The organism is Caulobacter sp. GW821-FHT11E11 (assembly GCF_058808315.1).
In genome coordinates this window covers 67,300-82,858 of the sequence record NZ_JBXARO010000005.1, presented here as the reverse complement: position 1 = coordinate 82,858, position 15,559 = coordinate 67,300, and the positions used below count along the sequence as shown (strand labels likewise).

Here is a 15,559-nt window from a genome sequence, read left to right as displayed (position 1 = left end):
CATGGTTCTGGTCAGCGTACTGGCGCTTCTGCAGGTCGCCGCGCCGCTTCAGGAGACACCGGTTTCCCCCGCGCCGCCGGAAAGCGAGCAGACGGGCCTGCTGGACAGCCTGGTGGTCAAGGCCACGCGCGGCAAGGCCGAGGGACCGGCCCAGCCCGAACTGACCCTCGACGCGTCCGAGATCCAGGCCACAGGCGCCAGCACCGTGCAGGACCTCGTCAACCTGCTGGCGGCCGAGATCACCACGGGCGAGCCGGACGCGCCGCCGCCGGTCTATCTGGCCAATGGCCGCCGCATCTCGGGTTTCCAGGAGATCAGCGGGCTGCCCAGCCAGGCGATCGAGCGCATGGACGTGCTGCCGCCGGCTTCGGCCATCGCCTATGGCTACCGGCCCAACCAGAAGGTCGTGAACTTCGTCCTGCGCAAGCGCTTCCGCTCGGCCGCCGTCGAGGTCGAGGCGAACGCCACGACGGCGCCGGGCCGCACGGTCGAGCGCTTCGACGGAGACCTGTTCCGCCTGGCCGGCGACGAGCGCACCACGGTCGGCCTGGACTGGCGCCAGGAGTCGACCCTGTTCGAGACCGAGCGCGACATCTACCGCGTCCCCTCGGCGACCTCGCCGTATGGCTTGGTCGGCAACGTCGCCGCGACCAGCTTCGGGCGCGAGATCGACCCGGCCCTGTCCGCCTTGGCCGGTGGTCCGGTGTCGGTGACAAGCGCGCCCGACGCGGCCTGGGAAGGCCCGGTCGCGCTGGCGGGCTTCGCCACCGGCGCTGGCGATCCCGACCTTTCCGGCATCATCGCCAACCGAAGCCTGCTGCCGTCGCTGGGGCAGGGGAACTTCAAGGCCGCCATCACCCGCGACCTGGCTCGCAAGGTCAGCGTCACGGTCAGCGTCGACCTGGAGGACGCCCAGCGCACCAGCTTCCTGGGTCTGCCGGCCACGTCGGTGAAGCTGCCGGCCGGCAGTCCGTTCTCGCCGTTCGCCGGCGACGTCACGGTCTATCGCTACCTCGACGCCCCGTGGTCGCAGCTGCGGGTGCAGGACAATTTCCGCGGCCAGCTGGCCATGGCCGCCAACGGTTATGTCGGCGACTGGCGCTGGTCGCTGACCGGCAACTACGATCGCAACGACAGCCAGACCGCGACGGGCCGAGGCGTCGACAGCACGGCCTGGAAGGCGGCGATCGCCGAGCGGGATCCGGCGGTCAATCCGTTCGGCGCCGTTTCCCGCGCCCTGTTGAAGATCAACGCCCGCGACGTCGCCAAGTCGAAGTCCCGCGCCGCCAAGGCCGAGCTGGTGCTGAACGGCGATGTCGCCGAGATCCCGGCCGGCCGCGTCTCTTCCACCGTCAAGGTCGGCGGCGAGAAGGTCGAGCAGATCTCCGACGCCCTGCGCAACGGCGCGCCGATGCGCAGCCTGTACGACCGTCGCACCCTGTCGGTGCATGGCGACATCGACGTGCCCCTGGCCAGCCGCTCGCACGAGGTTCTGCCGGTGCTGGGCGAGCTGACCGCCAGCGTCAACGCCGGCTACAATGTCGAGACCTTCAAGGACCGCCTGGCGATGGGCGCGGGCCTGAACTGGTCGCCGGACCAGCTGGTCAGCGTCAATCTCAGCCTCAGCGAGGAGCAGTCGGCGCCGAACGCCAACCAGATCGTCGATCCGGTGGTGCTGACCCCCAGCGTGACGGTGTTCGACTTCAGCACCGGGACCAGCGTCACGGTCAGCCGGACCGAAGGCGGCAACAAGGGCCTGGAGAACGATCGCCGCCGCACGCTGCGGGCCGGGGTCAATCTGAAGCCGATGGGCCGCGACGGCGGGCCCACGCGCCTGACGGTCAACGCCAACTATGTCCGCACCCATATCGAGGACCCGATCTCCAACTTCCCGGTGATCACCCCGGCGCTGGAGGCGGCTTTCCCCGAGCGGTTCACCCGCAACGCCGACGGCGTGCTGACGGCCATCGACAGCCGGCCGCTGAACTTCGACGCCATCGATCGCGAGGAGCTGCGCGGCGGCATCAACCTGACCCGCTTCATCGGCCGGCCCAAGAAGGACGCGCCCAAGGGGACCAAGCCCGACCCCAAGAAGGTCGGCCAGGTGCAGCTATCGGTGAACTACACCCTGCGCCTGCGCGACGAGACCACCCTGCGCCACGGCCTGGCGCCGCTGGACCTGTTGAACGGCGCCAGCACCAGTCGCCGAGGCCAGCCGAAGGAAGAGCTGAACTTCCGCGTCAACGCCTTCCGGCAGGGCGTGGGCGTCAACGTCAACGGCGCCTGGCGCGGCGGCAGCGTCATCGACGCGGGCCCGACCACCGGCGCCCTGCGTTTCGACGATCAGACCACGGTCAATCTGTCGGCCTTCTACGAGGTCCCCCGCGACGTGAAGGCCGGCCTCGCCTCGGGCTGGCTGGCCGGCACCCGCGTCACCCTGGCGGCCGACAACCTGTTCTACAGCCGCCCCATCGTGAAGGACGCCAAGGGCGCCACGCCCCAGGCCTATCAGCCCGACTACCTGGACCCGCTGGGCCGCACGGTGAAGCTGACGCTGCGCAAGAGCCTGATCGCTTTGTGACCGCTATCGACGGAACTTGGCCGGTCGGTTCGTTCCAAGCGTGTCTAACCGTGACAGAACGTCGCGGCCCGTTCATAACCCCTGCATTCAGTCTCCATTCAGCCGAGGTCCGTTAGACCGTAGAGCATGAAAACGATCCGTGCCCTTCTCGCCACCGCCGCGCTGGTCGCCGCCCTTCCGGGCGCGGCCCTTCCCAGCGTGGCATGGGCGCAGCGTCACGACCGTGGTCCCGACTCGCTGGGCGCCGACTGGCGCGCGCAGTCGGACCAGGCGCGTGGCGGCGTGCAGTCGGGTCGTCTGGTGCCGCTGGGTCGCGTGATCCAGATGATCGCCGCGCGCGTGCCCGGCCGGGTGCTGGACGCCGGCCTGGAAGGCCGCAACTACCGGGTCCGCTGGGCCGCCGCCGACGGCCGCCGCATCGACTTCATCGTCGACGCCGAGACCGGCCAGATCCTCAGCGGCGGCTAAACACGGTTTAGGAGTCTCCATGCGTATCCTGCTCGTCGAGGACGATCCCGACCTGTCGCGTCAGCTGAAGCTGACCCTGGGCGACGCCGGCTATGCCGTCGACCACGCCCCGGACGGCGAGGAAGCCCAGTTCCTGGGCGAGACCGAACCCTATGACGCGGTGATCCTGGACCTGGGCCTGCCCAAGGTGGACGGCGTCTCGGTGCTGGAGCGCTGGCGCCGGGGCAATGTCGCCACGCCTGTCCTGATCCTGACCGCGCGCGGCGCCTGGAGCGACAAGGTCGCCGGCTTCGACGCCGGGGCCGACGACTACCTGGCCAAGCCCTTCCACACCGAAGAGCTGCTGGCCCGCCTGCGCGCCCTGCTGCGCCGCTCGGCCGGCCATGCCGCGCCGTCGCTGTCGTGCGGCGCCCTGCGCCTGGACCCGCGCGCCGCCCGGGCCAGCGTCAATGGCGAGCCGCTGCGCCTGACCTCGCTGGAATACCGCCTGCTGCACTACATGATGATGCACCAGGGCCGGGTGATCGGCCGCACCGAGCTGGTCGAGCACCTATACGACCAGGACTTCGACCGGGACAGCAACACCATCGAGGTGTTCATCGGCCGCCTGCGCAAGAAGCTGGGCGCCGATCGGATCGAGACCGTCCGTGGCCTGGGTTATCGCCTGGCGCCGCTGCCGGGTGAAGAGACGGCCTAGCCGCTTGCTGGATCTCCGCCGCCGATCGCTGGTCCGCCGCCTGGTGCTGATCGCCGGCGGCTGGACGCTGCTGGTCGTGCTGGTGGCGGGGGTCTTTCTGACCGCCCAGTTCCGTGACGCGGCGATCCGCCGGTTCGACCAGTCGCTGGCGGTGCTGACCGATGACCTCTATGCCGGCTCGACCGTCGACAGCGGCCAGCTGCGCGCGCCGTTCCTGACCGACATCCGCGCCACGCGCGTCTATTCCGGCCGCTACTGGGTGATCCTGGACAAGTCGCCGGACGGGGCGATGACCCCGGTCGTTCGCTCGCGCTCGCTATTCGACAGCGACCTGATGCTGTCGTCGGTGCAGATCGACCAGCTGGAGGCCGCGCCGGGCAAGACCCAGTATTTCGACCTGCGCGGGCCGCAGGACAGGCCGCTGCGCGCCGCCGCCGTTCAGGCCCAGCTGCCGGGCTACACCCATCCGGTGGTGTTCCTGGCCGCCGAGGATCGCTCGCCGATCGACGCCGACGCCGACCGCTTCGCCGGCACGACGGCCATCGCCCTGCTGATCCTGGGCTTTGGCCTGATCCTGGCGGTGGTGGTGCAGGTGCGGTTTGGCCTGCAGCCGCTGTTTCGCCTGCGCCGCGAGGTGGCCTCGGTGCGGCGCGGCAAGGCCGAGCGGCTGGCCGACGACTATCCGGAAGAGCTTGAGCCGCTGTCGCGCGAGCTCAACGCCCTCCTGGCCCACAACCAGGAGGTCGTCGAGCGCCAGCGCACCCACGTCGGCAACCTGGCCCACGCCCTGAAGACCCCGCTGTCGGTGATGCTGACCGAGGCCTCGCAACAGCCGGGCCAGCTGGCCGAGGTGGTCGAGCGCCAGGCCCAGACCATGCGCGAGCAGGTCGACCACCATCTGCGCCGGGCCCGCGCGGCCGCCCGCTCCCAGACCTCCGGCGAGCGCACGCCGGTCGAGCCGATCCTGGACGAGCTGGCCGTGACCCTGGAGCGGATCTTCCAGGACAAGGGTGTGGAGATCGACTGGCGCTGCCCGGAAGACCTGGCCTTCCAGGGCGAGAAGCAGGACTTCCTCGAAGTGGTCGGCAACGTGATGGAAAACGCCGGCAAGTGGTCCAAGGGCAAGATCCGCGTCGTGGCCGTCCCGACCGGCGAGGCCCGCATGACCGTCACCGTCGACGACGACGGCCCCGGCCTGCCGCCCGAGGAACGGGCCCAGGCGCTGAAGCGCGGCCAGCGACTCGACGAGAACGCGCCCGGCTCGGGTCTGGGTCTCTCGATCGTCGACGAACTGGCCCGCGCCTATGGCGGATCGGTGCAGCTTGGTGAATCACCGCTGGGCGGATTGCGCGTCACGCTGGATCTGCCGCGCGCTGAATCGTAACCCATGGTTGCGGCGAACGGTCGCGGACCTGTGTTCGCGCGACTTTGCTACCGGTCACCTAAACTTCTGGTAGGTCACGACTTTTCCGCCCGCGACATCTCGGCCCAAGGCCTTGGTTTTTTAGCCAGTTTCGGAAATCCTTAACCTCGTTTCGAACATGGTTGACGTCTGTCGGCCCTGTGAGTCCGACTCGGGGAACCATGGCCGCTATCGCCGCGCACAAATTGCAGATCATCCGGACGCTGGTGGAAACCGCTCCGGACGCGGCGCTGCGCAGCCTGGAGCTGGCGCTGTCCAGCGCCGGCGCGACCGGGTCCCTGGCCGCCGTGCGGGCCCTCGTCGAGGACGAGACCGCCAACCGATTTGTCCGCAACAACGTCCTGGCCCCGATCGTGCCGCTGTGCGCGCCGCGCGGCGAGGGCTGCGTCTCGTTCCCCAGCATGGTGCTGGGCCGCCTGTGGAAGGCGCTGAAGGTCATCGCCCCGTCGCGGGTCGAGGAAGCCTCGGCCAAGTGCAATCCGTGGGATCTGGAGCAGGGCACCCCGGAAGTCTTCGACGAACTGTGCAAGACGGCCGCCGCCGGCCTGCGCGATCCCGAGAACGCCGCCTTCGACAGCGTGCGCTCGCTGTGCGACCCCGAGCATCTGGCCCTGTGCCTGCAGCTGTCGGCCATCGCCCGCTCGTGCCTGCCCAAGCTGGCCGAATGGGTCAGCCGCATGTCGGACGAGCGCGCCTTCGCCGCCAAGCTGGCCTATCGCGACGCCTGCCGGATCAGCGAGGACGCCGGTCCGCTGTTGCTGGACATGCTGTCGGCCCACCTGCCGGACGACTGGCGGATCATGCGCGTGATCTCGGCCGTCATGGACCGTCCCACCGACCGTTACCTGGCCTCGTCCGAGGTCAAGGCGTTCGGCGAGCGGATCCTGGCCGACATCGACGCCTCGATCGCCCGCATCGAGAACTTCAACTTCGCCGACGGCGAGAAGGTCGGCCGCCAGGCCGCCCAGGGCGCCCACCGCGCCCAGCTGCAGATCGTCGAGTTCCAGCAGTCGATCGAAGTCGCCAAGGACGGCCCGTGGGGCAAGCGCCTGGCCCGTCACAAGCAACAGATGGCCAAGGTCTGCGAACAACGCATGGACCAGGCCGACAAGCAGCTGGAAGCGGCCCTGCCGCTGCGCTCGCTCTCGATGATGTCCAAGAAGGGCAGCAAGGGCGCGGCCAAGCTGACCGACGAGCCGGACGAGGCCCTGATCCGCCGGGCCCAGTCCGCTCTCGCCTTCATCGCCGAGCTGCGCTCGTGCGCCGACAAGGCCGGCTACGGCACCTCGCGCAACAAGATCCTGGAAAAGCTCAACAGCCGCCTGGACCCCTATATCGAGGACGTCCTGCACGTGGCCCGCACGGGCGACGGCGGCGACTCCGGCTTGGCCGTGAAGTACCTGGATGTTGCGGCGGGCTTCATCGCCTACACGCGCGACGACAAGACCGCCGAGATCGTGCGCCGCCGCGCGGCCGCGGCGATCGCGGCCTAGGCCGTCAGCCACGCCACCAGCGCAGCGTTCACTACCTCGGGCCGCTCGAGGGTGATCACGTGCCCGCAGGTCTCCGCGACGACCAGCGTCGCGCCCGGGATCGCCTCCGCCATCTCCTGCGACAACGCCAGCGGCGTCAGCGGATCGGCATCCCCCACGACGATCACCGTCGGGACCTTGATCTCCGCCAGTAGCGGCCGGCTGTCTACGCGCGCAATCACCGCTTCGGTCTGGCGCGCGAAGCCCTCCAGCCCCACCGCGCGGCCCATGCGGATGCTGGCGGCGTTGAGGTCCGGGTCGCCCTTGCGGCTGGGATGGGTCAGGGCGTCGGCGCCTAACGCCAGGAAGCGCTCGAAGCCGACGGCGCGGGCCTGGTCCAGCATTTTGCGGCGGGCGGCCGTCTGCTCGGGCGTGTCGGGGCGGGCCGAGGTGCAGACCAGGGCCAGTTTCTCGACCCGCTGCGGCGCCTGGCGGATGATCTCCAGCGCCAGATAGCCGCCCATCGACACCCCGACCAAGGCAAAGCGCGCCGGGGCGGCGGCCAGGATCAGGGCGGCCATCTCCGGCAGGGTGTCGCCGGCCAGGGTGTTGGCGATCTGGACCGGGCCGTGCGGCCACAGGGCGGGCAGTTGCGGGGCGAAGATCTCCTCCGAGCACAGCAGCCCCGGAACCAGCACGATCGGCGTCATGAACCCTCCCTCGATGAGCAGCGTCAGCATGGCGCGGGCGCGGACCGCACTTAAGCGCTTTTTTCGCTAACGGACGGCGCGGTTACCGGCTAACACGCGGCCATGATCGCTTTCTGGATCGCCGCGACGGGGCTGTCGGCCGTAACGGCCGGGCTGGTGCTGCGCGGGGCCGCGCGGGCCAGGCCCATCGACGACGCCCAGGCCCGGCTGGAGCCGCATCGCCGCCGCCTGGCCGAGGTCGAGCGCCTGGCCATCGACGGCCTGCTGGCCGAAGGCGAGCTGAAGGCCGCCCGCGCCGAGGCGGCCCGGGGCCTGCTGGTCGCTGCCGACCAGACCCAGGTCTGGGAGCGCGACGGCGTCGGCCCGCGCAAGGCCGCGGTGATCGCCGCCGGGGCGGCCTGCGTCGCCGCTGTCGGCCTCTATGTCGCGATCGGCCGTCCCGAGCTGCCCGACCAGCCCTTCGCCAAGCGCGTCGCCGCCTGGAAGGCCGCCGATCCTGCGACCCTGGCCCCCGAGCAGATCGCCGCCGTGCTGCAAGGCGTCGCCGCCGAGCGTCCCAAGGATCCCGAGCCGCTGGTGTTCCTGGCCAAGGCCCGCGCCGCCGCCGGCGACCTGCCCGGCGCCGAGGCCGCCCTGCGCAAGGCCGTCCGCATCGCCCCCAAGCGTGCCGACATCTGGAGCCTGCTGGGCGAGACCTTCATGATGGAGGCGAAAGGCGAGGTCACCGCCGACGCCAAGCTGGCCTTCGGCGAGGCGTTGAAGGCCGATCCTGCCGATGTGCGGGCCCGCTACTACCTCGGTCGCGGCAAGATCGGTGACGGCGACGTCCAGGGCGGCCTGACCGACTGGCGCGCCCTGGCCGCCAGCCTGCCAGCCAACGACCCCGGCCGCGCGGCCTTGGGCCAGGAGATCGCCCAGGTCGAGGCCAAGGGCGGTCTGCCCAGCGCCCAGCCGGCGGCCGAAGAGAACCCGCAGGTCCAGGGCATGATCGCCGGCATGGTCGAGGGCCTGGCCGCGCGCCTGGCCCAGGCTCCTGACGATCCCGACGGCTGGGTGCGCCTGGTCCGCGCCTATGCCGTGCTGGGCGAGACCGCCAAGCGCGACGCCGCGCTGGCCTCGGCCTCGGCCCGTTTCAAGGACCAGCCCAAGGTGCTGTCGGCCCTGCGCCAGGCCGCCGACACGCCTCCGCAGAAGACCGTGCAATGAGTTTCTGGCCCCAAAGCTTACTTCCAAAGTCCCGCAAGGCGCGTCGGCGCCTGACCATTCTCTTGGCCATCGCGCCGGTGCTGGCCTTGGCCGTGGGCCTGGCGCTCTATGGCCTGCGTGACAGCATCTCGCTGTTCTACACGCCGGCCCAGGCCAAGGCGGCCAATGTCGCGCCCGGTCGCAAGGTGCAGCTGGGCGGCCTCGTTCAGCACGGCAGCGTGGTCAAGCATCCCGGTGGTGACGTCGAGTTCGTGGTCGCCGACCAGCAGGCGACGGCGAAGGTCAGCTATCACGGCGACCTGCCGGACCTGTTCCGCGAAGGGCAGGGGATCGTCGCCGACGGGTCCTTCGACGCCAACGGGACCTTCGTCGCCAAGCAGGTGCTGGCCAAGCACGACGAGCGCTACATGCCGCGCGAAGTGGCCAAGGCGCTGAAGAAGCAGGGCGAGTGGCGTGGTGAGGGGGCAGCGCCTCCCACCTACGGAAAGCCCCCCTCCGAGAAGAAGACATGATCACCGAACTGGGCGCCTTCGCCCTGATCCTGTCGCTGATGCTGTCGGTGGCGCAGACCGGTCTGTCGGCCGTCGGCGGCGCGCGGCGCTCGCCGGTGCTGGCGGGCGCGGGACGCGGCGCGGCCGTGGCGACCTTCGTCGCGGTCATCGTGGCCTTCGCGGCCCTGATCCACGCCTTCGTCACCTCGGACTTCTCGGTCGCCAATGTCGCGGCCAACTCGCACACGGCCAAGCCGCTGTTCTACAAGGTGGCTGGGGCCTGGGGCAGCCACGAGGGCTCGATGCTGCTGTGGTGCCTGGTGCTGACCGGCTACGGCGCGGCCATGGCCTTCTTCGGCGATAGCCTGCCGCCGCGCCTGCGGGCCTACGCCATCGCCATCCAGGGCGCGCTGGGCGTGTTGTTCCTGGCCTATACCGTCTTCGCGTCGAACCCGCTGGCGCGCCTGCTGGACGTGCCGGTCGAGGGCCGTTCACTCAACCCGCTCCTGCAGGACTGGGCGTTGGCGGTGCACCCGCCGTTCCTCTACTGCGGCTATGTCGGCTTCTCGGTGGTCTATTCACTGTCCTTGGCGGCCTTGATCGAGGGCCGGATCGACGCGGCCTGGGCGCGCTGGGTGCGGCCCTGGACCCTGGCGGCCTGGAGCCTGCTGACCATCGGCATCACGCTGGGCGCCTTCTGGGCTTATTACGAGCTGGGATGGGGCGGCTGGTGGGCCTGGGATCCGGTCGAGAATGCCAGCTTCATGCCGTGGCTGATCGGGGCTGCCCTGCTGCACTCGGCGATCGTCACCGAGAAGCGCGGGGCGCTGCCGGGCTGGACGGCGTTCCTGGCCCTGGCGGCCTTCACCTTCTCGATGCTGGGCGCCTTCCTGGTGCGCTCGGGCGTGCTGACCAGCGTCCACGCTTTCGCCGTCGATCCGACGCGCGGCGTGCTGCTGCTGATGATGATGGGCCTGGCCGCGGGGACCGGCTTCCTGCTGTTTGGCCTGCGCGCCGCCAGCCTGAACCCGGGCGGCCAGTTCCGCCCGGTGAGCCGCGAGAGCGCCATCGTGCTCAACAACATCCTGCTGTCGACGGCGACGGCGGTGGTGCTGCTGGGCACCCTCTATCCGCTGATCCGTGAGGCCATGGACGGCGAGGCCGTCTCGGTCGGCGCACCGTTTTTCAACATGACCTTCGTGCCGCTGATGCTGCTGGCCTTCGCCGTGCTGCCGGCCGGCCCGCTGCTGGCGTGGAAGCGCGGCGACGCCAAGGGCGTGGCCCGCAAGCTGTGGATCGTGCTGGCGGTCGCCGCCGTGCTGGGCCTGATCGCCTATGGCCTGGTCCAGCCGCGCAAGGCCCTGGCCAGCGGCGGCTTGGTGCTGGGCTTCTGGCTGGTGGGCGGCGCGCTGCGCGAACTGGCCGATCGCCTGAAGCTGTTTGCCGCGCCCGTCGCCGAAAGTCTCCGTCGTGCGCGTGGCCTGCCGCGCGGCGCCTGGGGTACGACCCTGGCCCACGCGGGCATGGGCCTGTTCGTGCTGGGAGCCTCGTTCGAGACCGCCTGGAAGGTTGAGGCCGCCCAGGCGCTGAGCCTCAACGACAGCCACGCCCTGGGCGCCTACACCCTGACCCTCAGCGACGTCGGCACGGTCGAGGGGCCGAACTACCTGGCCGAGCGCGGCATCGTGAAGGTGGTCAACAAGGCTGGCGTCGAGGTCTGCCGCGCCGAGCCCGAGCGCCGCTTCTATCCCACCGGCGGCCAGACCACCTCGGAAGTGGCCATCTGCCCCAGCCTGCTGGACGACATCTACATCGTGCTGGGCGAGCGCCGGGCGGGCGAGGGCGGCAAGCCGGCCTGGCTGGTCCGCGCCTATGTGAACCCCTGGGTGCGGCTGATCTTCCTGGGCCCGCTGATCATGGCGCTGGGCGGGGCGGTGTCGCTGTCGGACCGCCGCGTGCGCCTGGGCGTTGGCCGTCGCGCCGGCGAGGAGGTCGTGTCGTGAGCCGCGTCCGCGCGCTGCTGATCGCCGCAGCCGCCCTGGCCATGACCGCCGGCGCCTACGAGCCGTCCGAACGCCTGGCCGATCCCGCGCAGGAGACCCGCGCCCGCCACCTGTTCAAGGAAGTGCGCTGCCTGGTCTGCCAGAACGAGTCGATCGACGATTCCGAGGCCCAGCTGGCGGGCGACCTGCGGCAGATTGTCCGCGAGCAGGTCAAGGCTGGACGCAGCGACAGCCAGATCCGCGCGTTCCTGGTCGAGCGTTATGGCGAGTTCGTGCTGCTGAAACCGCAGTTCTCGGCCGGCAACGCCGTGCTGTGGCTGGCCCCGATCGGGGTGTTGATGGTCGGCGGCGGTCTGATGTTCGGCCTGCTGCGACGTCGCGAGACTGAACAGACCGAGCTTTCGCAGGACGAAGAAGAGCGCGTCAGGCGCCTGCTTGAAGACGATTGACACGATTGCGCCGAAAAGGAGCCTCAAGAAGCACCTTTCGGATGACGGAAAGATAATTCGAGAACCATTGCACCTTTTATTGCTGGGACTAGGTTCAGAGATCGACTGTGACCACGCGCCGGGCGCGAGGTTGACGCGAAAGGGACCGCGCGGATCGCGCGGGTGAGGAAGAGACGAATGACCGCTAGGAAGTCGGGTTTCATTGTGGGCGCCGTGGCTGGCGCGGGCGTGGCCTGCGCCGCGCTGGCAGGCGTGGGCATGCGCATGGGAACGGCCGCTGCCGAGGCGCCGGCCATCCGCCCGGTCAGCGCCGGCGCGCCGGCCTTCGCGCCTCCGCCGGGCGCGCCGATGTCGTTCGCCGACATCTTCGAGAAGGTCTCGCCCGCGGTCGTCCAGATCAATGTGACCTCCAAGGCCAGTCAGCCGACGCTGCGCATCCCGGGCCTGGAAGGCTTCGACATCGTGCCGCGTGGCCAGAAGGGCAAGCCGGGCCAGCAGGGCCAGGACGGCGATGACGGCGACAGCCCCTCGCTGCCCAAGCAGCAATCGGCCGGTTCGGGCTTCTTCATCTCGGCCGACGGCTACATCGTCACCAACAACCACGTCGTGGCCGACGCCGACGACATCCAGGTGGTGATGAAGGACGGCCGCGAGCTGAAGGCCACCCTGGTCGGCCGCGACGAGGGCACCGACCTGGCGGTCATCAAGGTCGTCGACCCCAAGACCAAGGGCGACTTCCCGTATGTGAACTTCGAGAACCAGGCCAAGCCGCGGGTCGGCGACTGGGTCATCACGATCGGCAACCCGTTCGGCCTGGGCGGCACGGCCACGGCCGGCATCATCTCGGCCTATGACCGCGACCTGGGCGATAGCTCTTCGCGGTTCGTGAACTACATCCAGATCGACGCGCCGATCAATCGCGGTAACTCGGGCGGTCCCAGCTTCGACATCTATGGCCGGGTGATCGGCGTCAACAGCGCCATCTACTCGCCGTCGGGCGGTTCGGTCGGCATCGGCTTCGCCATTCCCGCCGACGTCGCCGAGGCCACCGCCAAGCAGCTGATCGCGACCGGCAAGGTCGTGCGCGGCTACATCGGCGTGAACATCATGGACTTCAACGCCGAGATGGCGGAGTCCCTGGGCCTGAACAACGTGAAGGGCGCCATCGTCGCCGAGGTCGTGGCCGGTGGCCCGGCCGCCAAGGCTGGCCTGCTGCCCGACGACATCCTGACGGCGGTCAACGGCGTGCCGGTGGCAGGCGTCTCGGAACTGACCCGCGAAGTCGCCAAGGCGCGTCCGGGCGAGTCGGTGAAGATCTCGGTCATTCGCGACGGCAAGCCGCGCATCATCGAGGTCAAGTCGGGCACGCGTCCGACCGAAGGCGCTCTGGACGTCAATGACGACGACAAGAACCAGGACGGCGCCGCGCCGACCCCGGACAAGTCGACCAGCCAGAAGGTCGACGCGCTGGGCCTGACGCTGAGCCCGATCGACCCGGCCTCGCGCCAGACCTACAAGATCGACAGCGAGATCAAGGGCCTGCTGATCATCGGCGTGCGCGGCGACAGCGACGCGGGCGAGAAGGGCCTGGCCAAGGGCGACGTGCTCTCGACCATCAACGGCGCGGCGATCGCCAGCATCGGCGACGTCAACGCCGCCCTGGCCACCGCCAAGAAGGCCGGCCGCGCCAGCGTGCTGGTCAAGGTGATCCGCCAGAACAAGCCGGTCTTCCTGCCGCTGAAGATCGCGCCGTAAGCTGACGACGCTTTAGACGATCAAGCCCCGTTCCGGTCCGCCGGAGCGGGGCTTTTTCGTATCTGTCCAAGGTTTAAGTTACGGCGGTCGCCGAAAACGCTATCAACCTCACAACTGTCGCGCGATGGCGCAGAATCGGGGGAACGTCGAGCGTTCCGCTGTTCTGCCTTGAGCGCATGAGGGGCTCACTGATGCGTATTCTGATTATCGAAGACGACCTGGAAGCCGCCGCCGCCATGGCGCACGGGTTGAAGGAAGCCGGCTACGACGTGGAGCACGCGCCCGACGGCGAGGCCGGTCTGGGCGAGGCCCAGAAGGGCGGCTTCGACGTCCTGGTCGTCGACCGCATGATGCCCAAGATGGACGGCGTTCAGGTTGTCGAGACCCTGCGCCGCGAGGGTGACCAGACGCCGGTGCTGTTCCTGTCTGCCCTGGGCGAGATCAACGACCGCGTCACCGGCCTGCGCGCCGGCGCCGACGACTATCTGGTCAAGCCGTACGCCTTCCCTGAGCTGGTCGCCCGCGTCGAGGCCCTGTCGCGCCGCCGCGAGACCGGCGCCGTCGCCACGACCCTGAAGGTCGGCGAGCTGGAGATGAACCTGATCAACCGGACGGTTCATCGCCAGGGCAAGGAGATCGATCTCCAGCCCCGCGAATTCCAGCTGCTGGAGTTCATGATGCGCCATGCCGGTCAGTCGGTGACCCGCACCATGCTGCTGGAGAAGGTCTGGGAATACCACTTCGACCCGCAGACCAACGTCATCGACGTGCACATCTCGCGTCTGCGCTCGAAGATCGACAAGGGCTTCGACCGGGCCATGCTGCAGACCGTGCGCGGCGCTGGCTATCGCCTCGATCCGTAGGAGACTGGCGGCGGCCTAGCCGTCGAACTTGCCCATGCGCCTGCCGCGTCTTCTCCGCACCACGCCGTTCCGGCTGACCCTGCTGTTCCTGGCCCTGTTCGCGGCGGCCGCCAGCGCCTTCCTGGGCTACATCTACGTGGCCACGGCGGGCGAGGTGAACCGCCGCTCGCAGGCCGAGATCAGCCGTGAGTTCGAGAGCCTGGAGGCGGCCTACCGCCAGGGCGGCGTCGACGCGCTGAACCAGACCATCGTCGAGCGGGCCACGGGCGAGCGGCCGTTCCTGTACTTCCTGGCCGATTCCAGCGGCAAGCGGATCTCGGGCTCGATCGAGGAGTCGCCGGTCAGCAACTTCTCGGGCGACGGTCCCGAATGGGCCAGCTTCAAGGTCACCGAGACCGACCTGGACGGCGCCGAGGTCAAGGCCGCCGCGCGCGGGGTGCAGCAGCGCCTGGAGCACGGCGAGATCCTGTTCGTCGGGGCCGATGTCGACGCCTCCGAAGCCTATGTCCGCAAGATCGTCCGGGCCCTGTGGGGCGCTGGGGCGCTGGTCATCCTGCTGGGCATGGCCGGCGGCGTCCTGATCAGCCGCAATGTCAGCCGCTCGATGCAGGGCCTGGTGGATGTGGTCAACGACGTGCGGGCCGGCGACCTGCACGCCCGCGCCAAGATCCGCGGCGCCCGCGACGAGTATGATGAGCTGGCCGAGGGGCTGAACGACATGCTCGACCGGATCGAGCGCCTGATGGGCGGCCTGCGCCACGCCGGCGACGCCATCGCCCACGACCTGCGCTCGCCCCTGACCCGCTTGCGCGCCCGCATGGAAGTGGCCCTGATCGACGCCGAGAACGGCAAGGGCGATCCCGTCGCGGCGCTGGAAACCGCGCTGCAGGACGCCGACGGGGTGCTGAAGACCTTCAACGCCGTGCTGGCCATCGCCCGCCTGCAGGCCGCCGGCTCGGCGCCCGACCAAAGCAACTTCGACGCCAGCGAACTGGCCACCGACATGGCCGAGCTCTACGAGTTCTCGTGTGAGGACAAGGGCCTGGACTTCAAGGCCGAGATCGTCCCGGCCCTGAACATCAAGGGCAACCGCGAGTTCCTGGCCCAGGCGCTGGCCAACCTGCTCGACAACGCCATCAAATATACCCCCGAGGGCGGGGCGATCATGCTGCGCGCGCGGCGCACCTCGTCCGGCGAGCTGGAGTTCTCGGTGACCGACACCGGCCCCGGCGTGCCCGAAGCCGATCGGCCGCGCGTGGTCCAGCGCTTCGTGCGCCTGGAGAACAGCCGCAGCGAGCCTGGCGCGGGCCTGGGCCTCTCCCTGGTCAGCGCCGTCGCCGTCTCGCACGGCGGGCGGCTCGAACTGGCCGAGGGGCCGGGCGAGTACAACGGCATGGGCCCGGGATTGCGGGTGGCCCTGGTGCTGCCGCGCGTGGAGTAG

The 15,559-nt window shown here is 69.7% G+C and carries 13 protein-coding genes; 12 read left to right on the top strand and 1 reads right to left on the bottom strand.

Going from position 1 to position 15,559, the window contains the following annotated elements:
* The first annotated feature begins 1 nt into the window (after nt 1).
* From AC1RR5_RS13595 to AC1RR5_RS13575, 5 genes are all read left to right on the top strand, one after another.
* Entirely contained in the window at nt 2-2,581 is a 2,580-nt protein-coding gene (locus tag AC1RR5_RS13595) for a porin family protein (protein ID WP_492922181.1), read from the top strand.
* 126 nt (nt 2,582-2,707) lie between these two features.
* A complete protein-coding gene (locus AC1RR5_RS13590) occupies nt 2,708-3,049 on the top strand; it encodes a PepSY domain-containing protein (RefSeq protein ID WP_492922180.1) in 342 nt (113 codons plus the stop codon).
* Between the two features lie 19 nt (nt 3,050-3,068).
* Entirely contained in the window at nt 3,069-3,746 is a 678-nt protein-coding gene (locus tag AC1RR5_RS13585; RefSeq protein ID WP_492922179.1) for a response regulator transcription factor, read from the top strand.
* Nucleotides 3,730-5,130, top strand: coding sequence for an ATP-binding protein (locus AC1RR5_RS13580; protein WP_492922646.1), 1,401 nt, complete (start codon nt 3,730-3,732; stop codon nt 5,128-5,130). Before AC1RR5_RS13585 ends, AC1RR5_RS13580 begins: the two co-directional genes overlap by 17 nt.
* A 161-nt stretch (nt 5,131-5,291) precedes the next feature.
* Complete coding sequence (locus AC1RR5_RS13575; protein WP_492922178.1) at nt 5,292-6,662, top strand: hypothetical protein; 1,371 nt, start codon at nt 5,292-5,294, stop codon at nt 6,660-6,662.
* Here AC1RR5_RS13575 and AC1RR5_RS13570 read toward each other — a convergent pair.
* Entirely contained in the window at nt 6,659-7,351 is a 693-nt protein-coding gene (locus AC1RR5_RS13570; RefSeq protein ID WP_492922644.1) for an alpha/beta fold hydrolase, read from the bottom strand. The two genes, AC1RR5_RS13575 and AC1RR5_RS13570, sit on opposite strands and share 4 nt — an antisense overlap.
* Before the next feature lie 102 nt (nt 7,352-7,453).
* Here AC1RR5_RS13570 and ccmI point away from each other — a divergent pair, with 102 nt between their 5' ends.
* The 7 genes from ccmI (at nt 7,454) to uczS (ending at nt 15,559) form a co-directional block, all read left to right on the top strand.
* Complete coding sequence (gene ccmI, locus AC1RR5_RS13565) at nt 7,454-8,557, top strand: c-type cytochrome biogenesis protein CcmI (protein WP_492922177.1); 1,104 nt, start codon at nt 7,454-7,456, stop codon at nt 8,555-8,557.
* Nucleotides 8,554-9,069: a cytochrome c maturation protein CcmE gene (gene ccmE, locus AC1RR5_RS13560; protein ID WP_492922176.1), complete on the top strand. Its 516-nt coding sequence runs from the start codon at nt 8,554-8,556 to the stop codon at nt 9,067-9,069. The genes ccmI and ccmE overlap by 4 nt, the downstream gene beginning before the upstream one ends.
* The gene (locus tag AC1RR5_RS13555; protein WP_492922175.1) at nt 9,066-11,051 is read left to right on the top strand and encodes a heme lyase CcmF/NrfE family subunit; all 1,986 of its coding nucleotides are present in this window, start codon (nt 9,066-9,068) and stop codon (nt 11,049-11,051) included. Before ccmE ends, AC1RR5_RS13555 begins: the two co-directional genes overlap by 4 nt.
* A complete protein-coding gene (locus tag AC1RR5_RS13550) occupies nt 11,048-11,500 on the top strand; it encodes a cytochrome c-type biogenesis protein (RefSeq protein WP_492922174.1) in 453 nt (150 codons plus the stop codon). The genes AC1RR5_RS13555 and AC1RR5_RS13550 overlap by 4 nt, the downstream gene beginning before the upstream one ends.
* A 177-nt stretch (nt 11,501-11,677) precedes the next feature.
* Complete coding sequence (locus AC1RR5_RS13545; protein WP_492922173.1) at nt 11,678-13,255, top strand: Do family serine endopeptidase; 1,578 nt, start codon at nt 11,678-11,680, stop codon at nt 13,253-13,255.
* A 191-nt stretch (nt 13,256-13,446) separates the two neighbouring features.
* A complete protein-coding gene (uczR, locus tag AC1RR5_RS13540) occupies nt 13,447-14,118 on the top strand; it encodes a two-component system response regulator UczR (RefSeq protein WP_492922172.1) in 672 nt (223 codons plus the stop codon).
* 34 nt (nt 14,119-14,152) lie between these two features.
* Nucleotides 14,153-15,559: a two-component system sensor histidine kinase UczS gene (uczS, locus tag AC1RR5_RS13535; protein WP_492922171.1), complete on the top strand. Its 1,407-nt coding sequence runs from the start codon at nt 14,153-14,155 to the stop codon at nt 15,557-15,559.